Source organism: Streptomyces sp. GbtcB6, assembly GCF_019091475.1.
Classification (GTDB): Bacteria; Actinomycetota; Actinomycetes; order Streptomycetales; family Streptomycetaceae; genus Streptomyces; species Streptomyces hyaluromycini.
Genome location: NZ_JAGXJL010000008.1, coordinates 1 through 22,105, shown reverse-complemented (window position 1 = coordinate 22,105; position 22,105 = coordinate 1). Strand labels below are relative to the sequence as shown.

Sequence of the window (22,105 nt, the reverse complement as noted above, 5' to 3'; positions counted from 1 at the left end):
GTCGGGTGCGGGTGAGTGGGGGCTGGTCGCGCAGTTCCCCGCGCCCCTGAAGGGGCGCTTGCGCTCGGCTGCGGATAAATCGGCTGCGTTCCTTTCGCTCCCGGCTCACACTGTTCGGGTCGCAAGCCTCTCGAACACCCCCAAGGAGCAGCCTCTTGCAGGCAGCCGTGACCGTCACGCCCTCTCGTATTCCCGAACTCCTTCTCGGGCTCGCCACCGTGCGGCCCGTGTTCATCTGGGGCGCGCCCGGTATCGGGAAGTCCTCCCTGGTGCGGGAGTTCGCCGAGTCGCTCGGGCTGGAGTGTGTGAGCCTGCTGGGTACGCAGCTCGCGCCCGAGGACCTGATCGGTGTGCCACAGATCCGGGACGGGCGATCCGTCTTCTGTCCGCCCGAGTCGATCGCCCGGGACGAGCCGTACTGCCTGTTCCTGGACGAGCTGAACGCGGCCACCCCTGATGTGCAGAAGGCGTTCTACTCGCTGATCCTCGACCGGCGCATCGGGAACTACGAGCTGCCCAAGGGGTCGATCGTGATCGGTGCCGGCAACCGGGCCACCGACAACGCGCTCGCCCGGCCCATCGCCTCCGCGCTCGTCAACCGGCTGGCCCACGTCCACCTGGAGGCCTCCGCGCACGACTGGCTCGCCTGGGCCGCGGGCAACGGCATCCACCCGTGGATCCTGGACCACCTCACCGACCGGCCCGACCACCTGTGGTCCAAGCCACCGAAGACCGAGGAGCCGTTCTCCACGCCGCGCTCCTGGCACATGCTCTCCGACGCCCTGCACTCCTTCGGGCGTGAGCTGGACGAGGAGACGCTGAAGGTCCTGGCGCACGGCACGCTGACGCCCGCCCACGCCACCGCCTTCTGCGGATACGTCAAGATCGTGCGCAGCCGGTTCGGGATCGAGGCGATCCTGAAGGGGGACGCGGGGTGGCCGAACCGGATCGAGGACCGCGACCTGCTGTACTACCTGGCCGAGTCGTTCCGGGGACGGCTGGTCAAGGAACTGCCCGCCGACAAGGAGCACATGTCGGCGAACGGCCGGCAGACCGCGTACCGCGCCAAGTCGCTGCTGGTGCAGCTCGCCGAGATCTCCGTCGAGGTCGCCCAGACCGTCATCGCCTCCGACGCCGACGGCAACCCGGTCCTGCCCGCCTGGTTCCTGATCGAGGCGGCCCGGGACATGCCCCGGCTGGTGGAGGCCCGGCGATGAGCCGAGCCGCCGCCCGCAAGGAACAGCCGAAGAAGAAGGACCCCGCCGCCGAGAACTTCGCGGCCGGAGTCGAACTGCTGCGCGCCAACCCCGCCCTGCGCGCCGTCGAGTTCACCATCTGCCGGCACGAGAAGTGCGAACTGGCTCCCCACGAGGGGCTGGTGCGCGCCGACTCGGACGGCGTGCTGCACGCGCACTCCACCCGGCGTGCCGAACCCGCCGAGTGGGCCTGGGCGTTGGCGCACTGCACCATCCATCTCGGCTTCGGACACCTCCCGGCCGCCACCGGGCCGCGCACCCAGCCCGACCGCTACGACCTCGCCGCCCGCTGCGCCGTCGTCAACCGCTTCCTGCAGACCTTCCCAGTCGGCGAGGCCCCCGACCATCTGCCCGCCTCCTACCCGGAGGGCGACGAGGAGCGGCTCGCCGCGGGCTGGCGCCGGACCGGCGGCATCCCGGCCGCCTACGAGCGCGGTGGAACGAGCGGCGGTGAGCCCGACCAGCTCCTGCTCTCCTGGAACCAGTGGGCCGGCCAGGTCCCCGACTGGCAGGTGGGGTTCGCCCACGCGCTGACCCGCACCATGTCCCGCGCGATGGACCTGGCAGGCGGCCGCCGTACCTCCATGTCAGGGCCGCCGACCCCGCTGCGCCCCTGGGAACAGGCGCTGAGCTGGTTCGTCTCCTCCTATCCACTGCTCGGCGGCATCGCGGCCGGGATCAAACTGGTCGCCGACGCCGAACTGGCCCGCGCCCACGACATCGCGATCGCCGCCGTCAACCCCGAGGCCGGCGAGATCTACGTCAACCCGCTCCGCACGATGGACGACGAGGAGTGGCGGTTCGTCCTCGCCCACGAGATGCTGCACGCCGCCCTGCGCCACGGCGACCGCCTCGGCGCCCGCGACCCCTACCTCTTCAACATCGCCTGCGACTACGTCATCAACGGCTGGCTGGTCGAGATGCGCGTCGGCACCATGCCCGAAGGACTGTTGTACGACACGGAGTTGAAGGACCTGTCGGCGGAGGAGGTGTACGACCGGATCGCCGGCGACCTGAGACGGATGCGGCGTCTCGCCACGTTGCGCGGCAAGGGGCGCGGTGACGTGCTGGGCGCACCGATCGGGCCGCCGGGCGCCAGTGTCGACCTCGACGAGTTCTACCGCCGGGGCCTGGGACATGGCCTGGATCTGCACCGGTCGCAGGGCCGGGGTCTGCTGCCCGGCGGCCTGGTCGAGGAGATCCGCGCGCTCAGCCATCCGCCGCTGCCGTGGGACGCCCGACTCGCCCGGTGGTTCGACGAGTTCGTGCCGCGCCCTGAGGCCGTACGGTCGTACGCCCGCCCCTCGCGCCGGCAGTCGTCCACCCCGGACATCCCGCGCGCGGGCCGGTACTTCCCGCCCGAGGAGGTCGCCCGCTGCACCTTCGGGGTGGTCCTGGACACCTCCGGCTCCATGGACCGCACCCTGCTCGGCAAGGCCCTCGGCGCGATCGCCTCCTACGCCGAGGCCCGTGACGTACCGGCCGCACGCGTCGTCTTCTGCGACGCGGCACCGCACGACGCCGGCTATCTCCCGACCACCGAGATCGCCGGCCGGGTCCGGGTGCACGGCCGCGGCGGTACCGTCCTGCAGCCCGGCATCGACCTGCTCCAGCGCGCGGACGACTTCCCGCCCACCGCGCCGGTCCTGGTGATCACCGACGGCTGGTGCGACGTCCTGCGGGTCCGCCGCGAGCACGCGTATCTGATTCCGGACGGCCGTCGCCTGCCGTTCACTCCCCGGGGGCCGGTCTTCCGGGTGCGGTGAACGGCCGGCGGCGACCTGTCTCACCAGCGGGGCGAGTACCCCGAGCGCATCCGGCCGAACTCGTTCATCCCATGGATCGCGGGAGCGAATCCGCCGCCGTGCGCGTGATCGCTGAAGGACATCACGGTGCCGAGACTGTCGGCGAGCGTCATGAACTTGCGCAGGGTGACCGAGTCGTCCCTGAACTCGGGGGCCGGCACATGGCGGTGGGCGATCTGCAGCGTGTTCAGATGGCGCTCCAGCCGTTTCTTCGCCGCCTCCTTGTCGCGGTCGTACAGGTCGTCCAGGGCGTAGAAGGTGACCTCGCTGGTCCACAGGCCGACACCGTGCACCAGTACCGTCTCCTCCGCGAGGGCGTGCCCCAGGGCCAGGTCGAGGGTGCGGCTGCGGCTCTCGCGGGCCTGTGTGTCCACGTACTGCACCACCGCCGTTCCCAGGCCGGCCAGATCTCGATCCGGGGGCACCCGGACTTCGAGGACCACCCAGTACGTCTCCTCGAAGGCCAGGTCCGGGGCGAAGATCCGGATGCCGCTCTCGCCGGTGATGATGTCGGGCAGCGCCTCCGTGCCGTAGTCCTCCCGGGCCCGGGCGGCCGCCTGCCCGGCCGCCCGGATCACCTCGGCCCGGGCTCTGGGGTCGGTGACCAGGTCGTGCCCGTACACGTGCCAGATCTCGACGGCCGGATCGATGTCCAGCCGGAGCTGGATGTCGATGGCCGCCAGATGATCACGCCGGTTCAGGTCCCCGAGGAGGTCGGCCTTGACCTGCTCGGGCCGGGTCACGAAGGTCGAGTGGCCGCCGGCCAGCCCGGCCAGGGCGGCGAGCTCGGGCATCCGGGCGTCGGAGCCGAAGCCGAAGCAGGACAGGGTGAGATCGCCGCGCAGCCGGGCCGCGATGTTGGTGCGGATCTTGATCCAGTCGCGTTCGCCGGAGGTCGGGTCGCCGTCCGAGAAGAGGTACAGGCAGTTGACCGTGCGGCCGTTCACGGCGTTCCGGCTGATCTCGTCGATGCCGTAGCTCACGCCGAGGTTGATGTCGGTGCCGCCCTCGGCTCTCAGCGCGGAGAGGGCCGCGGTGAACTTGCCGGACCGTTCCAGGTCCTCCTTCGTCGCGGCGGGCAGCACGGTGCGCACCCCGTGGTCGAAGGTGATGATGCCCAGACAGTCCGTGGGGCGGAGCCGGCCGTAGATGGTGTGCAGGGCGGACCTGACCGTGTCGAGTTTCTCCCCGTACATCGAACTGCTGGTGTCCACGACGAAGACGAAGTTGACGGGGAGCGGCTGGGCGGCGGGGCCGGGATCGGACGGGGTCGAGCCCGCCTTGAGCGCGATCTCCACGAAGTGGGTGGTCGCCTCGTTGGCCTTGAACTCACCGGAGACGGCGGCGAGCCCGTGACTCACGGCGACCGCCTCACCGGCTCCCGGCCCGGGTACCTGGCCGTCCCGGGACACCACGAAGTCGTCGAACCGGATGTGCTCCTGACCGATGATGACCCCCTGCTCGATCAGCTCCTTCGCCCCGAGCACGGAACGCGTCCCGAAGGCGTTGTTACGGCGGACGTAGAGACCGTCGTGAGGGAGGGGGCGGGTGGTGTCACGGGGGGTGTGGAAGGGGCCGCTCGGGGGTGAGAAGGAGTAGGGGCCGCGGTGGGGTGCGAGGTAGTTGTAGCTCCTGGTGTCCGGGGCGCTCGGCGGCGCGGATGGGGGGTACGCCGCGGACCTCGGTGCAGCTGGGAAGGGCCGTCCTTCCCGCAACGCTGGGGGAGATTCAGGCAGGAGGTCCTGGTTGGCCTCGTCCGGGGCGAGACGATCTTGCGGGGCGCTGATATTGATGGTGTCTATGTTCTTCGCCGCTATGAGCTCCCCGTCCCCGTCCCCGTGCTGGTGGATGGATTGCACGTACCCGGCCGCCGAGCCCCTGAGACTCCAGGAGACGATCGGCACCCCTCGTCGCAGCCAAGGCCACAACTGCGCGTCCGGAACGAACGGCTCCGGGGCGATCACGTCCGGGTGGACGAGGAACGTCAATGCACGGGCAAAACCACGCGCGCCGGCCCTTCGGGCGGCTGCCCGCCACGCCTCGTCGCTGCCGTCAACCGTGAGTTCGACGTGCAGGCCGAGCGCGTCCGCGACAGTGCGGCAGTCACTCGCCTGCGCCCCGCCGGTCAGGACGACCGCCGAGTGCCCGAGAAGCGGCCGGAGCTTCCGCCCCGTCTCCAGCGTGTCCTGCCCGGGAGAGCACATCCACAGCACCGCCCCTACGCCCAGTAAGCTCCACAGCGCCGCGCCCCTCTCCGGCTGCTGTGCGAACGATCCCGGCTCGGCACGGACCACCAGTACGGCATCGGGATGCTCCGCGAGCAGCGCGTCGACGACCTCCGGCGTCCGTGCGACCGGCTCCAGCAGGGTCAGCCCGAGCGCGGCCGCTCGCTGGCGTGTTTCGGTTATGCGATAGGTCGGCCACTCATGCGTTCCGGCGTCGTAAAGGATCGCCGGCCGCACAGTCGTCCCCGTCGTGTCTTCACTCGGCTCTTCACTCGGCATGAGTTCTCTCCGTCGTACGCGTGGGCAGCGGACACCGGGCCTGCAGCTGCGTCCGGGTGCGCATACCGTCGTCGAACATGTTTTCCGCCCGCAGGCGCCTCAGCCAGGCGTCGAGGTCGGGGCTGAGCCCCGTGCTCTCCTCGGCCAGACGGGAGGCCCGGTCCCGTCCGGCCATGTCGTTGCCGAGCAGCAGGAGCATGATCTTCAGGGCGAGGCTGTACGGGTTCGTCCGGTCGAGCTTCAGGGCCTCCTCGACGTACCCGGAGGCGACCGTGAGATTTCCCCGGGTCAGGGCGATCCGGGCCTTCCAGTACCAGAACTCCTCGGATTCCCGGTCGAGACGCGAAGCCTCCAGGGCGCGTTCCGCCGCGTCGGGCTCGTCGGCCTCCACATGGCGGCGCACCGTCGCCGTCGACCGCCCGGCGCCGGTCCCGGTGCCGTCCGGGCGAGGCGCGCGCGGGCCCGTGGCCACTCGTACCACGATGAGCAGGGCCGCCAGCAGGAACAGCAGCAGCATCCCCACCAGTACCAGGAACTGGAGTACGCCCTTGCTCTCGGCGAGCGTGGCGTAGACGCCGAGGACGGCGACGACGAACGCGAGGACGACCACCGTGCCGAACAGTGCGGAGGCCTGCCCGGAGCTGAGAGTCCGGAACATCCGGTTGCGGATGATGTCGCGTACGAGGTCCCGGTAGAGCAGGTACAGAACGCCGAGGGCTATCCCGCCAAATCCAGCTATTCCCCCGAGGACTTGGAAGAGTTCCACCATGGGAGGGACTGTAGGGCCTCCGATAAGCGTCCGGGACGGGATTCACAGACCTTTCCCGGCAGGTCGACGCCCCGATCGGGGGGTGGAGGCGAGATGAATGTGATCGGATGGGATCCCAAGGACCAGAGTTCGGAAGGATCCATCGTGGCAACCACGCGCACCGCACACACCGTCTGGGAAGGCAACCTCCTCGAGGGCAACGGTGTCATCACCTTCGACTCCTCCGGTATCGGCGAGCAGCCCGTCACGTGGGCCTCGCGCTCCCAGGAGGCGAACGGCAAGACCAGCCCCGAGGAGCTGATCGCGGCCGCCCACTCCAGCTGCTTCTCCATGGCGCTGTCGCACGCCCTGGCCGGCGCCGGCAACCCGCCCACCAAGCTGGTCACGAACGCCGACGTCACCTTCCAGCCGGGCACGGGCATCACCGGCATCCACCTGACCGTCGAGGGCACGGTCCCCGGCCTGGACGAGGACGGCTTCGTCGCCGCCGCCGAGGAGGCCAAGAAGAACTGCCCGGTCAGCCAGGCCCTGACCGGCACCACCATCACCCTGGACGCGAAGCTCGCCTGAGCGTCGTACCCACCGCGATGCCGCGCCCCCTGCTCGTGGGGCGCGGCATTGTTGTTTACGGGGCACCCGGCATTGACAACGGCTCGCTCAAGTTTTGTGCTGGAGTCGGGGAAGCGCCTGGGCGGAGAGGGGACGGACATGGCACGTGCGGTCGGTATCGACCTCGGTACGACGAACTCGGTGGTGGCCCTGCTGGAGGGCGGTGAGCCCACCGTCGTCGCCAACGCCGAGGGTGCGCGCACCACCCCGTCGGTCGTGGCCTTCGCGAAGAACGGCGAGGTGCTGGTCGGCGAGGTGGCCAAGCGGCAGGCGGTGACCAACGTGGACCGCACCGCCCGCTCGGTAAAACGGCACATGGGCGACGCGGCCTGGCGGTTCCCGGAGCGCGGGAGCGTCGACGGCACCCGGTTCCGGGCCCAGGAACTGTCGGCGCGGGTGCTGCAGAAGCTCAAGCGGGACGCCGAGGCCTACCTCGGCGAGGACGTCACCGACGCGGTGATCACCGTACCCGCGTACTTCGACGACGCCCAGCGGCAGGCCACCAAGGAGGCCGGGGAGATCGCCGGTCTGAAGGTGCTGCGGATCATCAACGAGCCGACCGCCGCCGCGCTGGCCTACGGCCTGGACCGGGGCGAGGAGCAGACGGTCCTCGTCTTCGACCTCGGGGGCGGAACTTTCGATGTGTCGCTCCTGGAGATCGGCGACGGCGTGATCGAGGTCAAGGCCACCAACGGCGACACGCTGCTGGGCGGCGACGACTGGGACCAGCGGATCGTCGAGCATCTCGTGCAGCGGTTCAAGGGGCAGTACGGCATCGACCTGAGCAACGACAAGATGGCCGTGCAGCGGCTGCGCGAGGGTGCCGAGAAGGCGAAGATCGAGCTGTCGTCGTCGACGGAGACATCGGTCAACCTGCCGTACATCACCGCCTCCGCCGAGGGTCCGCTGCATCTGGAGGAGAAGCTGAACCGGGCTCAGTTCCAGGAGCTCACCGCCGACCTGCTGGACCGCTGCAAGAAGCCCTTCCACCAGGCCGTCAAGGACGCGGGCGTGCGGCTGTCGGCGATCGACCACGTCATCCTGGTCGGCGGCTCGACCCGGATGCCCGCCGTCACCGAACTGGTCCGTGAACTCACCGGCAAGGACCCGCACAAGGGCGTCAACCCGGACGAGGTGGTCGCGGTCGGCGCAGCCCTCCAGGCGGGTGTCATCCGCGGTGACGTGAAGGACGTGCTGCTGCTCGACGTCACCCCGCTGTCCGTGGGCATCGAGACCAAGGGCGGCATCATGACCAAGCTCATCGAGCGCAACACCACGATCCCGACCCGGCGTTCGGAGATCTTCACGACCGCGACCGACAACCAGCCGTCGGTGGGGATCCAGGTCTACCAGGGCGAGCGGGAGATCGCCGCGTACAACAAGAAGCTGGGTGTCTTCGACCTCACCGGTCTGCCGCCCGCACCGCGCGGGGTGCCCCAGATCGAGGTGGCCTTCGACATCGACGCGAACGGGATCATGCACGTCTCGGCGAAGGACCTGGCGACCGGACGCGAGCAGAAGATGACCGTGACCGGCGGCTCAGCCCTCCCGAAGGACGACATCGACCGCATGATGCGGGAGGCCGAGCAGTACGCGGAGGAGGACCGCAAGCGCCGCGAGGCCGCGGAGACCCGCAACCAGGCCGAGCAACTCGTCTACCAGACCGAGAAGTTCGTCCGGGAGAACGAGGAGCGGGTGCCGGGCGGTACGAAGGCCGACGTGGCGGCGGCGATCGCCGAGCTCAAGGCGCTGCTGGAGCGGGACGCCGACACCGCCGAGCTGCGGCAGGGGGTGGAGAAACTGGCGAGTGTGAGCCAGCGGATGGGGCAGGCCATGTATGCGGCAGCCTCCGGCGGTTCGGCCGAGGAACAGCGGGCGCCCGAGGCCGAGGAGGAGGGAGTGGTGGACGCCGAGATCGTGGACGAGGACAGGGGTACGGGTGGGTGAGGTACCGCCGGGTTCCGCCGTCGTGGCTGATCGCCGTTGCGGCGGGAAAAAGTCTGGTTGCGGGTGGAAAGAGATCAGTTGGTCTCCCAGCCCCGCCGCTCCGGCCGTGGGCCCAGTTGTCTCGGGTCCCTTGACCGGTACACCACGTACGGGCGGAACAGGTACTGCACCGGGGCGCTGAACATGTGGACCAGGCGGGTGCAGGGGACCAGGGCGATGAGGATCATGCCGATGACCGCGTGGACCTGGTACAGGACCGGGACGCCCGCCATGAGCGCGGTGTTCGGCCGGAGGGTGAACAGGCTGCGGGCCCAGGGGGCGATCGTCCCGCGGTAGTCGTAGCCGTCGCCGGAGGCGTGGGTCAGCTTCGCGGTCATGCCCAGCACGATCGCGGCGAACAGGAACAGGTACATGACCTTGTCGTTCGCCGTCGTGGCGTGGAAGACGGGGGCCCGGGTGCGGCGGCGGAAGAGGAGGAGGGCCAGGCCGGCCACCGCGAGGGCGCCCGCGAGCGTGCCGCCGTAGAGGGAGAACAGGTGGTACGTGTGCTCGCCGACGCCCAGCGACCGTGTCCAGGACGCCGGGACGAACAGGCCGACGAGGTGGCCGGCCAGGACGAACAAGATGCCGTAGTGGAAGGCGGGGGAGGCGATGTTCAGGAGTCTCGACTCATAGATCTGGGAGGAGCGGCTGGTCCAGCCGTACTTGTCGTAGCGGTAGCGCCAGACGAGGCCGGCGGCCAGGAGGGCCAGGGCGACGTACGGCAGGGCGCCCCACAGGAGTGTGTTCATGGGCGGACTCCGGTGGGCGCGGCCGGCAGGGTGGCGCAGACCGCGTCCAGGACGGACGCGTACGGGGTGCCGAAGTCGGCGAGGCGGCAGCGGAGTTGTGCCAGGCAGTCGCGGTGCTCGGTGAGCAGGTCGGTGTTGCCGGTGCGGGCCGTGAACTCCAGGACGGCGGGGAGGAAGTCCGGCAGTTCCTCGCCGGTGAACTCCATGCCGTACGCCTTGTAGATGTCCTGGAACCGGACCAGGGACATGCCCCGGCGGCGGGTGTCGCCGTCCCGCCACCAGCTGAGGTAGAGGCTGTGGCGGTTCTTGAAGTCGAAGACCTGCACATAGTGCGCGGCCAGCTCCTGCGGTGGGGTCACCGTCGCGTGATCGGTGAACTCCCGCAGTTGCGGGGCGGCTTCGCGCAGCAGCGGCAGCCGGGCGATGAAGTCGTCGTCCGGGTAGGTCAGACAGAGCGCCGCCGCCTGGTAGAACACCGCGTCCGAGGGCATCAGTCCTCCTTCGCCTCGTCGGGAGTGTCGGCGGTCTGCCGTCTGCGCAGACCGTGGAAGTTCGCCACCGACACCACAGGGAGCAGTTTCCGCCCCGAGTCCTGGCCGAAGGGGCCGTCGCCGCCCATGCCGGGGCCGCCGTCGAAGTCGAGGCTGCATCCGTCGGGCAGCGCGGACTCCTCCAGGCGGCGGGCGTCGCCGACGGCCGCCGTCGGGATCACGTACCGGTCCTCGTACTTGGCGATCGCCAGCAGCCGGTACATCGCCTCGATCTCCTGCGGCCGCATCCCGACCGCGGAGCCGATCGCCGGATCCGGCTCCTCGCCCAGGTTGAGCGCGCGCATGTGGGAGCGCATCGCCGCGAGCTTCTCCAGACAGGCGCGGACCGGGGCGGTGTCACCCGCGGCGAACAGCTCGGCCAGGTAGGCGAGGGGGATGCGCAGGGTGTCGATCGCGGCGAACAGGTTGTCGGCGTCCTCGCCGTCGTGGCCGGTCTCGGAGAGCGCGTCCACGACGGGGGACAGCGGCGGGATGTACCAGACCATGGGCAGAGTGCGGTACTCCGGGTGCAGGGGCAGCGCCACCCGGTACCTGCTGATCAGCGCGTGGACCGGGGAGCGGCGGGCCGCCTCCGTCCAGTCGTCCGGGATGCCCGCCGCCGCGCAGGCCAGCCGCACCGCCGGGTCCTCCGGGTCGAGGAAGACGCCCAACTGGGCCTCGTACAGCGCCTTCTCGTCCTCGGTCGCGGCCGCCGCCGTCACCTTGTCGGCGTCGTAGAGGACCACCCCGAGGTAGCGCAGCCGGCCCACGCAGGTCTCCGAGCAGACCGTCGGCAGGCCGGCCTCGATCCGCGGATAGCACAGCGTGCACTTCTCGGCCTTGCCGGTCGCGTGGTTGAAGTAGACCTTCTTGTACGGGCAGCCGGTCACGCACATCCGCCAGCCCCGGCACCGGTCCTGGTCGACCAGCACGATGCCGTCCTCGGTCCGCTTGTACATCGCCCCGGACGGACAGGAGGCCACGCAGGACGGGTTGAGGCAGTGCTCGCAGATGCGCGGCAGGTAGAACATGAAGGTCTGCTCGAACTCGAACCTCACCTTGTCCGAGGCCTGTTGACGGGCGCGCTCGACCATCGGGTCCAGGTCACCGTGGGCGGGGGCGCCGGCCAGGTTGTCGTCCCAGTTCGACGACCACTCGATCTTCATCGGCTTGCCGTCGAGTTGGGAGACCGGGCGGGCCACCGGGTAGTCGTCGCCGAGCGGGGCGTCGGTGAGGTTGCGGTACTCGTACGTCCAGGGCTCGTAGTAGTCCTTGATCTCAGGGAGCCTGGGGTTGGCGAAGATCCCGGCCAGCTTGTGCAGTCGGCCGCCGGCTTTGAGCTTCAGTGCGCCGCGCCGGTTCAGCTCCCAGCCGCCGCGCCATCTCTCCTGGTCCTCGTAGCGGCGCGGATAGCCCTGGCCGGGGCGGGTCTCGACGTTGTTGAACCAGACGTACTCCATGCCCCGCCGGTTGGTCCACGCCTGCTTGCAGGTGACCGAACAGGTGTGACAGCCGATGCACTTGTCGAGGTTCATCACCATCGCGATCTGGGCCATCGGGCGCATCAGTACTCGACCTCCTGGCCGCGACGGCGGATCACCGTCACCTCGTCGCGCTGGTTGCCGGTCGGGCCCAGGTAGTTGAAGGCCCAGGACAGCTGGGCGTAACCGCCGATCAGGTGCGAGGGCTTGAAGAGCAGCCGGGTCAGCGAGTTGTGGATGCCGCCGCGCATGCCGGTGGTCTCCGTCCTGGGGACCGCCACCGTGCGCTCCTGGGCGTGGTGCAGGTAGACCGTGCCGGCCGGCATCCGGTGCGAGACGACCGCCCGGGCCGTCACCACGCCGTTGCGGTTGACCGCCTCGACCCAGTCGTTGTCCCCGACCCCGATCGCGTCCGCGTCCTGCGGGGACATCCAGATGTTCTGGCCGCCCCGGGAGAGCGCGAGCATGAACAGGTTGTCCTGGTACTCGGAGTGGATCGACCACTTGCTGTGCGGGGTCAGGTAACGGACCGTCACCTCCCGCTGCCCGTCCGGGCCGAGGCACGGCTCGCCGAACAGCCTGTTCATGTCCAGCGGCGGCCGGTAGACCGGCAGCGCCTCGCCGAGCTCGTGGATCCAGTCGTGGTCGAGGAAGAAGTGCTGGCGGCCGGTGAGCGTGTGCCAGGGCTTGAGATGCTCGGTGTTGAGGATGAACGCCGTGTATCTGCGGCCGCCGGACTCGCTGCCCGACCACTCCGGTGAGGTGATCACCGGGACCGGCGCGGCCTGCGTGTCGGCGTACGTGACCCGCCTGCCCTCGTGCTCGGCGGCCAGATGGGCCATCCGCTGCCCGGTGCGCTGCTCCAGGGTGCGGAAACCCTGGGTGGCGAGGCGGCCGTTGGTGGTGCCGGAGAGCGCGAGGATGGCGTCGGCCGCCTTCACCGCCGTGTCGAGGCAGGGACGACCCTGATATCCGACTCCGTTCAACTCCCCAAGACGCACGACCTCTTCGTCCGGCCTCAGAGCGATTCCCTTTGCAGGCAGGCCCAGTTGTTCCACCAGCGGGCCGAGTGCCGTGAACTTGGCGCCGATCGCGGCGTAGTCCCGTTCGACCACGACCAGGTTCGGCATGGTCTCCCCGGGCACCGGCTCGCACTCCCCGCGCTGCCAGTCCCGCACTACCCCGCCGGGCTGGGCCGTCTCGCCCGGGGTGTCGTGCTGCAGCGGCACGGCCACCAGGTCCCTGCGCACCCCGAGATGGTGGACGGCCAGCTCGCTCAGCCGCTCCGCGAGCGCCTTGAAGGCGTCGAAGTCGGTGCGCGCCTGCCAGGGCGGGTCCACGGCCGGGGTGAAGGCGTGTACGTAGGGATGCATGTCGGTGGACGACAGGTCGTGCTTCTCGTACCAGGTGGCGGCGGGCAGCACGACGTCCGACAGCAGGGTGGAGGAGGTCTGCCGGAAGTCCAGGGAGAGGAGCAGGTCGAGCTTGCCCTCAGGTGCCTCGTCCCGCCAGGTCACGTCCCGGGGGCGCTGGTCGGGGCCCGCCTCCTCGGCGCGCAGGGAGGAGTGCGTGCCGAGGAGGTGCTTGGTGAAGTACTCGGCGCCCTTCGCCGACGAGCCGAGGAGGTTGGCCCGCCAGAGGGTCAGGACACGCGGCCAGTTCTCCGGGGCGTCCGGGTCCTCGCACGCGAACCTCAGGGTGCCTGCGCGGAGTTCGGCCACCGCCTTGGACACGGGGTCGCCGGACACCTCACCGAGTTCGAGGGGATTGCGGTCGAAGGTCGGGTACGACGGCATCCAGCCCGAACGGGCCGACAGCGCGAGGCAGTCGGCGCCGGTCATCCCGGCGAACCTGCCCTCGCCCAGGGGTGAGGCCAGAACGTCGGCGCCGAACCGGTCGTAACGCCACTGGTCGGTGTTGAGGAACCAGTAGGCCGTGCCGATCATCTGGCGCGGCGGCCGGGACCAGTCGTTGGCCGATGCCAGGCAGGCCCAGCCGGTGACCGGGCGGCACTTCTCCTGGCCCACGTAGTGCGCCCAGCCGCCGCCGTTGCGGCCCTGGCAGCCGGTGAGCTGGAGCAGGGCCAGGAAGGCGCGGTAGATGGTCTCGGAGTGGAACCAGTGGTTGGTGCCGGCGCCCATCAGGATCATGCAGCGGCCCTTGGAGCGTTCGGCGGTCCGGGCGAACTCCCGGGCGATCTTCACGCATCTGGCGGCCGGGACCGAGGTGTGCCGCTCCTGCCAGGCGGGGGTGCCCGGGGCGTCGGCGTCGTCGTAGTGGGTGGGCCAGCCGCCCGGCAGCCCGTGCCGCCACACGCCGTACTGGGCGAGCAGCAGGTCGTAGACGGTCGTCACCAGCGGGCCGTCCGCACCGCCGAGGCGGGTCGCCGGGACCCCGCGCCGCAGGACGTCCCCGCTGCCCTGCCCGTGCTCGCCGCCGTCGGTGTCGAAGCGCGGGAGCAGTACCTCGACCCCTGCCGCCACCGCACTGCCGTACAGGGTCAACTGGGGTTCGATGTCACCGAGTTCGAGGTTCCAGCGGCCCTTGCCGGGGTCCGTCCAGCGGAAGCCGAGGGAGCCGTTCGGGACGACCGCGCGACCGGAGGCGGCGTCCAGGACGACGGTCTTCCACTCGGCGCCCTCGCCTCGCTGCCCGAGGTCGGCGGCGCGCAGGAACTTGCCCGGCACATACGCGCCGTCCCGCTCGGTGAGCGTCACCAGGAACGGCAGGTCGGTGAACTTCCGTACGTAGTCCGCGAAGAACGGGGTCTCGCGATCGACGAAGAACTCCTTGAGGATCACGTGGCCCATCGCGAGGGCGAGCGCGCCGTCCGTGCCGGGGTGCGGGTGCAGCCACTCGTCGGCGAACTTGGCGTTGTCCGCGTAGTCGGGGGAGACGACCACGACCTTCTGGCCGCGGTAGCGGGCCTCCGCCATCCAGTGCGCGTCCGGGGTGCGGGTCACCGGGACGTTCGAGCCCCACATCATCAGATAGGCCGCGTCCCACCAGTCGCCCGACTCCGGCACGTCCGTCTGGTCGCCGAACACCTGCGGCGATGCCACCGGAAGGTCCGCGTACCAGTCGTAGAACGACAGCATCGGGGCGCCGATCAGGGAGTGGTAGCGGGCGCCGGCCGCGTGCGACACCATCGACATCGCGGGGATGGGGGAGAAGCCCGCGATGCGGTCCGGGCCGTAGGCCTTGATCGTGTGCACCTGCGCGGCGGCGACGATCTCCACCGCCTCGTCCCAACTCGCCCGCACCAGACCGCCCTTGCCGCGCGCCTGCTGGTAACGGCGGCGGCGCTCGGGGTCGTTCTGGATGTCCGCCCAGGCCAGCACCGGGTCCGTGAGCCGCCGCTTCGCCTCCCGGTACATCTCCAGGAGCACGCCCCGGACGTACGGATGACGTACCCGCGTCGGCGAGTACGTGTACCAGGAGAACGCGGCGCCGCGCGGGCAGCCGCGGGGCTCGTACTCCGGGCGGTCGGGGCCGACCGACGGATAGTCCGTCTCCTGGGTCTCCCAGGTGATGATCCCGTCCTTGACGTACACCTTCCAGCGGCACGAGCCGGTGCAGTTCACCCCGTGCGTGGAGCGCACCACCTTGTCGTGGCTCCAGCGGTCCCGGTAGAAGGAATCTGCCTCCCGGCCGCCGGTCAGGGCCACACTGTGCAGATCGGGCGCGGGCGTGCCGGGCCGGAAGAACCGGGCGGCGCTCAGCAGCGCCGCACCCGGCTCCTTCGGCGGTGTCCGCGTGTCGGTCACGTCCGCTCCCTCGCTCACCCTTTGCTTCGACGCTAGGGGCGGGCACGGGAACGCACCTGTTCAGGGCGCCCGGACGGGTCAGACCTTGCGGGCGACACCGCCGTACACCGGCACGATGCCCTCTGCCTGGACGGCCACGTCCACCGGCTCCGGACGCCAGCCGGAGACCGGGATCACCCCGGGGCCGAGCAGCTCCAGGCCGTCGAAGAAGCGGTAGAACGCGGGCAGCGCACGCGGGTGGAAGGGCGTCCCGCTGCGCCGGAAGTTCGCGGCCGCCTGCTCCATGGCCTCCGGGCTCAGGTCAGGGGTGACCTGGGACAGGATCAGATGGCTGCCCGGAGCGAGCGCCTCGACGTACCTGCGTAGCAGGCCGTACACGTCGTCGCCGTCCGGGTCGTCGTCGAGGTAGTGGGTCAGCGCCACCAGCGACAGCGAGACGGGCTCCTTGAAGTCCAGGGTCTCGGCGGCCCGGGCCAGCAGGGTGTCGACGTCCCGGACGTCGGCGTGCACATACGCGGTGCTGCCCTCCGCCGTGCCCCGCAGCAGCGCCTCCGCGTGGCGCAGCACGATCGGGTCGTTGTCCGCGTACACCACCTTCGACTCCGCTGCCACGCCCTGCGCCACCTGGTGCAGGTTCGGCTCGGTCGGGATGCCCGTGCCGATGTCCAGGAACTGGCGGGTGCCGGACTCGGCGACGGTCCGCACGGCCCGCTGCATGAACCGGCGGTTGGCACGGGCCCCGCGCAGCACGGTGCCGTCCACGGCGAGGATCCGCCGGGCCAGCTCCTCGTCCACCGGGTAGTTGTCCTTGCCGCCCAGCCACCAGTCGTACACCCGCGCCGGGTGCGGCCGGCTCGTGTCGATCGAGATCGGGGCGGGCTCGGGTGCGGTCACAGTCTGTGCTCCTCGGATCAGGGTTTGTCGCGGTACTCCCGCTCGGGGTTTGTGTCGGTACTCCCGCTCAGATCTTGTCGCGGTACTCGCGGAGCAGTTCCTCGGTCCGCTGCGCCGAGGCCGCCCGGGCCGTCATGTGGTCCAGGACCTCCAGATGCGCCCCGACCTCGTCACGGGAGTCCAGGTACAGGGCGCCGGTCAGATACTCGGTGAAGACCATGTCGGGCAGCTCCGGCTCGGCGAACCGGAACAGGGTGAACGGCGCGTACGTCCCCGGGTGCGGGCCCCTCGCGAACTCGGCGAGCTGGAGGGTTATCCGGTCCCGCTCGATGTAGGCGAGGAGCTTGTCGACCTGGTCGCGCATCACCTCGCAGTGGATGCTCACCGGGCGCCGCAGCACCGTCTCGTCCATGATCACCCACAGGTGGGGCGGATCGTCCTGCTCCAGCAGCCGCTGCCGGGTCATGCGCAGCGCCACATGCCGCTCGACGGCCGTGGGGTCGCTGTGGCCGATCGTCCCGGCCTCCATCACGGCCCGCGCGTACGCCTCGGTCTGCAACAGGCCGGGAAAGAAGTGCGGTTCGTAGGAGCGGATGACCCGGGCGGCGCCCTCCAGGCTCACGTACAGGCTGAACCAGTCCGGCAGCACGTCGTGGAACCGCTGCCACCAGCCCGGCTGATTGGCCTCCTCGGCCAGCCGCACGAACGCGGCCTGCTCCTCCTCGGCCACTCCGTACGTCTCCAGCAGCACCTGGATGTACGGGATCTTCAGCGCGACCTCGGCCATCTCCATGCGCCGCACGGTCGCCTGTGCCACCCGCAGTACCCGCGCCGCCTCGTCCCGGCCCAGGCCGGCCGCCTCGCGCAGCTCCTGGAGCCGCTTGCCGAGCACGACCTGCCCGACCGTGGGCGCAGCACGCCGCTCACTCACGCCACGCCTCCCCTACGTGCACAAGTACGGGGAGCAGTGTGCCACGCGATGCCGCATCGCACACCTGGTCGAGAGAACTGCTTACGTCAACTTACCAGCGAGTTCAGGTACTTGGCGGTCGCCGGGTCCGCGGGCAGAAACGTCTCGATGGCCAGCTCGGCGACCGTCACGTCCATCGGCGTGTTGAACGTCGAGATCGACGACACGAACGACAGCACCCGCCCCGCGTGCTCGATCCGCATCGGCAGCGCGAAGTACGCGACGGGTCCGGTGGATTCGGTGGTTTCGGCGGGTTCACCGTCGCCCGAGCCGGCCGGCGCCGGATAGGCGGCGACCTCCTCGTACAACTCCCGTAGCGCCTCCGAGCGGTGCAGGGCGATCTGGCGTTCCATCTGCGCCAGCAGATGCCCGCGCCACTCGCGCAGGTTGCGGATGCGCGGTGCCAGCCCGTCCGGGTGCAGGGTCAGCCGCATCGCGTTCGGGGCGGGCGCGAGCAGCGACTCCGGGACGCCCTCCACGAGCATCGCGACACCCCGGTTGGCGGCGACCACCGTGTACGTGGCGTCCACGACCAGCGCCGGATACGGCTCGTAGCCCTGGATCAATCGCTCCATGCCGTCGCGCAGCGCGTCCAGCGCCGGGTCGTCCAGCGGGGTCTCCGGGTAGTGCGGGGCGTAACCGGCCGCCAGCAGCAGCGCGTTGCGCTCCCGCACCGGCACGTCCAGGTGCTCGGCCAGCCGCAGCACCATCTCCTCGCTCGGCCGCGCCCGGCCCGTCTCGACGAAGCTGATGTGCCGGGCCGAGGAATCGGCACGCAGTGCCAGCTCCAGCTGGCTCACCCGCCGCCGCTCCCGCCACGCGCGCAGCAGCGGGCCGACACCCTTGCCGTCGGGGGCGGTCGGGGTGGCGGCGGGACCGGACGCGACAAGGGTCATGCCGACGACCGTAGCCGAGGCCCCGGACACGCGACCGTCCTAGCCGCCCGGAAGGCCTGTTCATGGCAGGCTGACCGCACGTACGCAACTCGCTGGTCACCGGGAAGGAAGCCGCACCATGGCCGTCGCACCGCTGTCGCAGAAGGAGATCGAGGACCGGCTGGCCGAGCTGCCCGGCTGGGCGCTGGACGGCGACCGGCTCGCCCGCGCCTACCGCCTCGGCTCCCACTTCGCCGCCGTCGCCCTGGTCGTGCACATCGCCCACATCCAGGACGAACTCGACCACCACTCCGACCTCACCCTCGGCTACCACACCGTCACCCTCACCGTGAACACCCACAGCGTGGGCGGCGCCGTCACCGCCAAGGACTTCGAACTCGCCCACAGGGTGGAGGACATCGCCCCAGGCCACGGCGCACACTGAGCCATGTGCTCGACTACGACAAGGAAGCCGGCGCCTACGACGCGACACGCGGCGGCGAGGCCCGCGCCGAGGCAGCCGCCGACGCCGTCCTCACTCTGATACCCGACAGCACGGGCAGGACCCGCCGGACCGGCCACACCTGCAGCCCCGACAACGCCTGCAGCCCCGACGACGCCGACCGCCCCGGCCGTCTCCTCGACCTCGCCTGCGGTACCGGCATCGTCACCCGCCGGCTCGCCGCCGCCCGCCCCACGCTCCGGGTCACCGGCGCGGACCGCGCACCCGGCATGGCACGGATGGCGGCGGCCCGGCTGCCGGGGTCGGTCCTGCTGGCCGACAGCCGCCGACTCCCCTTCGCCGACGCGACGTTCGACGCCGTCACGACCGTATGGCTGCTCCACCTCATGGCGGACACCGCCGAGGTCCGCGCGATCGTCGCCGAGTGCGCGCGGGTGCTGCGGCCCGGCGGGGTGTACGTCACCACCGTCGACAAGGCCGCCGCGCACGACGTCGGCAGCGACATCGACGCCGTCCTCGCCGCCCGCCCGCGCCGCCCGGCGTCCGACGCCTCCGCGGAGGTGAGCGCGTATGCTCTGGCGAGCGGCCTGCTGCCCGCCGGGAAGGCCGCGTTCACCGGCGTAGGCCAGGGCCGCAGCCCCCGCTCCACCCTCGCCGACCTGCGGCGCGGCTGGTTCACGATGCTCCCGCCCGACGACCCCCGCGTCGAGGGGTTCGCCGAGCGCTTGGCGTCCCTGCCCGACCAGGACCGCCGCAGGCCCGATCCCCGCTTCGGCGTACGGGCGTACCGGAAACCGGTGGCCGACTGAGACTGCTCGCCTAACCGGCCGGAAGAAACGCCGAGTTGGCGCAAAGCAACGGCAACGAGACGGCGATCGGCGGCGACCGAGTGTGCGGAACCCCGTCCGCATGCTCTGGAGGTTCGTCCCATGCAGCACCCGCACCCGCACCCTTACCCACACCGCAGACGCCGCGCCCTCCTCCCGGCGGTCACCGCGATCGCGGCACTGATCGCCGCCGGCCTTACCGCGCTCTCTCCCACCACCGCCGCAGCCGCCACCGCCCGCCAGGTCGAGGCCCTCGACCGGGGCGTGGTCAGTGTCCACACCGATGCCGGCAACCTGGTCAGCTGGCGCTGGCTCGGCACCGACCCCGACGACGTCTCCTTCAACGTCTACCGCGCCGGTACGAAGGTCAACTCCACCCCGATCACCGGTTCCACGAACTACTTCCACTCCGGCGCCCCCGCCCAGGCCGACTACACGGTCCGCGCGATCGTGGGCGGCGTCGAACAGGCCGACTCCGTCCACGCGATCCAGTTCCGCGCCGGCTACAAGGACGTCCCGATCACCCCGCCCACGGGCGGCACCACCCCCGACGGCGTCGCCTACACCTACGAGGCGAACGACGCCTCGGTCGGCGACCTCGACGGCGACGGCCAGCTGGACTTCGTCCTCAAGTGGCAGCCGACCAACGCCAAGGACAACTCCCAGTCCGGCTACACCGGCGACACGATCCTCGACGGCATCAAGCTCGACGGCACCCGCCTGTGGCGCATCGACCTGGGCCGGAACATCCGCTCCGGCGCGCACTACACCCAGTTCCAGGTGTACGACTACGACGGCGACGGCAAGGCCGAGGTCGCCATGAAGACGGCGGACGGCACGGTCGACGGCACCGGCACGGTCATCGGCAGCGCGTCCGCCGACTACCGCAACTCCAGCGGCTACGTCCTGTCCGGCCCCGAGTACCTGACCATGTTCAACGGCCAGACCGGCAGGGCGATGGGCACGGTCGACTACGTCCCGGCGCGCGGCACGGTGTCCTCGTGGGGCGACTCCTACGGCAACCGCGTCGACCGCTTCCTCGCCGGCACGGCGTATCTGGACGGTGCCCGGCCTTCGTTGATCGAGGCGCGGGGCTACTACACCCGCACCGTCATCGCCGCGTGGGACTGGCGCAACGGCGCCTTCACCCGCCGCTGGACCTTCGACACCAACTCCTCCACCAACACCGGCAAGGGCTACGACGGCCAGGGCGACCACCAGCTGTCGATCGCCGACGTCGACGGCGACGGCAAGGACGAGATCGTGTACGGCTCGATGGCCGTCGACGACAACGGCTCCGGCCTGTGGACGACGAAGAACGGCCATGGCGACGCCATGCACGTCGGCGACCTCGACCCCGCACGGCCCGGACTGGAGGAGTTCAAGGTCGACGAGGACAGCTCCAAGCCGTCCTCCTGGATGGCCGACGCGAAGACCGGCGAGATCCTCTGGTCGACCGACCCCAACGGCGACAACGGCCGGGGCGTCGCGGGCGACATCTGGGCGGGCAGCGCGGGCGCCGAGTCCTGGTCCTCGCACGCGGACGGGGTCCGCAACCCGCAGGGCACGGTGGTCGCGAGCCGCAAGCCCTCCAGCACCAACTTCCTCGCCTGGTGGGACGGCGACCCGGTCCGCGAACTCCTCGACGACACCCACATCGACAAGTACGGCACGTCAGCCGACACCCGCCTTCTCACCGCCACCGACGTGCACTCGAACAACAGCACCAAGGCCACCCCGTCGCTCGCCGGGGACATCCTCGGCGACTGGCGCGAGGAGGTCGTCTGGCCGACGACCGACAACACGGCCCTGCGGATCTACTCCACCCCGTACGAGACCAGTACGAAGATCACGACCCTGCTCCACGACACCCAGTACCGCACGGCCCTGGCCTGGCAGAACACGGCCTACAACCAGCCGCCCCACCCGAGCTTCTTCATCGGCGACGGGATGCCGACAGCACCTCGGCCGGCGGTCTACACACCCTGAGACCGACTACGCGCCCTGGCGCAGGGCGGCGGCCATCCACTCCCGGATTGCCGCCGCCCGGTCCGGATCCGGCTTGGGCGTACCGTTGACCGTCGCCACCAGGGACTGGTACCTGGTCAGCAGCTTCAGACCGGTCGCCGCGGCCAGCCGCTGCGCCGCCTTGCCGTTCCGGTCGAACTCGACGATGCCGCGCCGGGCCCTGTCGACGTCGTGCTCCCCTGTCATGGCGGCGATCAACTCGGCCGAGTCGGCGGCCACCCGCTCGGCGATGTCCCGGGCCTGCGGTGAGTCCGCGGGCACGCCGGCCTGCTGGGAGGCCCGTGCCTCCAGGAGAAGCGTCCGATGCCGCTCGATGTGGGCCATCATCTCCGGTGACGCCATCAGCCTGCCCTGCTCGGTGCCGAAGGTGCGGTGGAAGAAGTCCCGCAGTGCCGTGCGGAACCCCTCGTCCTGCACGATCTCGGCGAGTTCGATCCAGGCCTCCAGCTGCTCGGTGGACGGCTCCTCGGGCAGGTGCGGCCGCAGGCTGTACAGCCGCTCGACATAGCCGGGATGAACGTCCAGGCCGTCGGTCACGAAGTCCCAGAACCGGTCTACGAGCCGGTCGCGGTCGTCGTCGGACATCGAC

At 70.5% G+C, this 22,105-nt stretch carries 16 protein-coding genes and 1 pseudogene; 7 read left to right on the top strand and 10 right to left on the bottom strand.

Annotated elements, in window-relative coordinates; all coding sequences use genetic code 11:
- Positions 1–155: 155 nt before the first annotated feature.
- Positions 156–1,217, top strand: coding sequence for an ATP-binding protein (locus KVT45_RS15450; RefSeq protein WP_217547828.1), 1,062 nt, complete (start codon positions 156–158; stop codon positions 1,215–1,217).
- A complete protein-coding gene (locus KVT45_RS15445; protein ID WP_217547827.1) occupies positions 1,214–3,022 on the top strand; it encodes a hypothetical protein in 1,809 nt (602 codons plus the stop codon). The genes KVT45_RS15450 and KVT45_RS15445 overlap by 4 nt, the downstream gene beginning before the upstream one ends.
- 20 nt (positions 3,023–3,042) lie before the next feature.
- Here KVT45_RS15445 and KVT45_RS15440 read toward each other — a convergent pair whose 3' ends face one another.
- Entirely contained in the window at positions 3,043–5,565 is a 2,523-nt protein-coding gene (locus KVT45_RS15440) for a VWA domain-containing protein (RefSeq protein WP_217547825.1), read from the bottom strand.
- Positions 5,555–6,334, bottom strand: a complete 780-nt coding sequence (locus tag KVT45_RS15435; protein ID WP_254646846.1) for a M48 family metallopeptidase — start codon at positions 6,332–6,334, stop codon at positions 5,555–5,557. The genes KVT45_RS15440 and KVT45_RS15435 overlap by 11 nt, the downstream gene beginning before the upstream one ends.
- 144 nt (positions 6,335–6,478) lie before the next feature.
- On the opposite strand from KVT45_RS15435, the gene KVT45_RS15430 reads away from it, so the two are divergent.
- Positions 6,479–6,904 (top strand): OsmC family protein, encoded by a 426-nt coding sequence (locus tag KVT45_RS15430; RefSeq protein ID WP_217547823.1) that lies wholly within the window; start codon positions 6,479–6,481, stop codon positions 6,902–6,904.
- Positions 6,905–7,042: 138 nt separating this feature from the next.
- The gene (gene dnaK, locus KVT45_RS15425; RefSeq protein WP_217547821.1) at positions 7,043–8,890 is read left to right on the top strand and encodes a molecular chaperone DnaK; all 1,848 of its coding nucleotides are present in this window, start codon (positions 7,043–7,045) and stop codon (positions 8,888–8,890) included.
- Between the two features lie 74 nt (positions 8,891–8,964).
- Here the strand turns inward: dnaK and narI are convergent, their stop codons facing one another.
- The 7 genes from narI to KVT45_RS15390 form a co-directional block, all read right to left on the bottom strand.
- Entirely contained in the window at positions 8,965–9,681 is a 717-nt protein-coding gene (narI, locus tag KVT45_RS15420) for a respiratory nitrate reductase subunit gamma (RefSeq protein ID WP_217547819.1), read from the bottom strand.
- Positions 9,678–10,172: a nitrate reductase molybdenum cofactor assembly chaperone gene (gene narJ, locus KVT45_RS15415; protein WP_217547817.1), complete on the bottom strand. Its 495-nt coding sequence runs from the start codon at positions 10,170–10,172 to the stop codon at positions 9,678–9,680. Before narJ ends, narI begins: the two co-directional genes overlap by 4 nt.
- Positions 10,172–11,776, bottom strand: a complete 1,605-nt coding sequence (gene narH / locus KVT45_RS15410; RefSeq protein ID WP_217547816.1) for a nitrate reductase subunit beta — start codon at positions 11,774–11,776, stop codon at positions 10,172–10,174. Before narH ends, narJ begins: the two co-directional genes overlap by 1 nt.
- Positions 11,776–15,459 carry a nitrate reductase subunit alpha gene (locus tag KVT45_RS15405; protein WP_217547814.1) on the bottom strand — a complete coding sequence of 1,228 codons (3,684 nt, stop codon included), beginning with the start codon at positions 15,457–15,459 and terminating at the stop codon, positions 11,776–11,778. Before KVT45_RS15405 ends, narH begins: the two co-directional genes overlap by 1 nt.
- Before the next feature lie 78 nt (positions 15,460–15,537).
- On the bottom strand, positions 15,538–16,353 hold the full coding sequence (locus tag KVT45_RS15400; protein WP_217547812.1) for an SAM-dependent methyltransferase: 816 nt from the start codon (positions 16,351–16,353) through the stop codon (positions 15,538–15,540).
- A 67-nt stretch (positions 16,354–16,420) separates the two neighbouring features.
- Positions 16,421–17,284: a helix-turn-helix transcriptional regulator gene (locus KVT45_RS15395; RefSeq protein ID WP_217547811.1), complete on the bottom strand. Its 864-nt coding sequence runs from the start codon at positions 17,282–17,284 to the stop codon at positions 16,421–16,423.
- 86 nt (positions 17,285–17,370) lie between these two features.
- Positions 17,371–18,219 (bottom strand): helix-turn-helix domain-containing protein, encoded by an 849-nt coding sequence (locus KVT45_RS15390; RefSeq protein WP_217547809.1) that lies wholly within the window; start codon positions 18,217–18,219, stop codon positions 17,371–17,373.
- Between the two features lie 118 nt (positions 18,220–18,337).
- Here KVT45_RS15390 and KVT45_RS15385 point away from each other — a divergent pair, with 118 nt between their 5' ends.
- The 3 genes from KVT45_RS15385 to KVT45_RS15375 all read left to right on the top strand — a co-directional run bounded on the left by KVT45_RS15385 (position 18,338) and on the right by KVT45_RS15375 (position 21,477).
- Entirely contained in the window at positions 18,338–18,643 is a 306-nt protein-coding gene (locus tag KVT45_RS15385; RefSeq protein ID WP_217547807.1) for a 4a-hydroxytetrahydrobiopterin dehydratase, read from the top strand.
- 5 nt (positions 18,644–18,648) lie between these two features.
- Positions 18,649–19,470 carry a class I SAM-dependent methyltransferase gene (locus KVT45_RS15380; RefSeq protein WP_217547805.1) on the top strand — a complete coding sequence of 274 codons (822 nt, stop codon included), beginning with the start codon at positions 18,649–18,651 and terminating at the stop codon, positions 19,468–19,470.
- 120 nt (positions 19,471–19,590) lie between these two features.
- Positions 19,591–21,477 carry a rhamnogalacturonan lyase gene (locus KVT45_RS15375; RefSeq protein WP_217547804.1) on the top strand — a complete coding sequence of 629 codons (1,887 nt, stop codon included), beginning with the start codon at positions 19,591–19,593 and terminating at the stop codon, positions 21,475–21,477.
- 6 nt (positions 21,478–21,483) lie between these two features.
- Here KVT45_RS15375 and KVT45_RS15370 read toward each other — a convergent pair.
- Positions 21,484–22,105: pseudogene (locus KVT45_RS15370) on the bottom strand (MerR family transcriptional regulator); the annotation flags it as partial.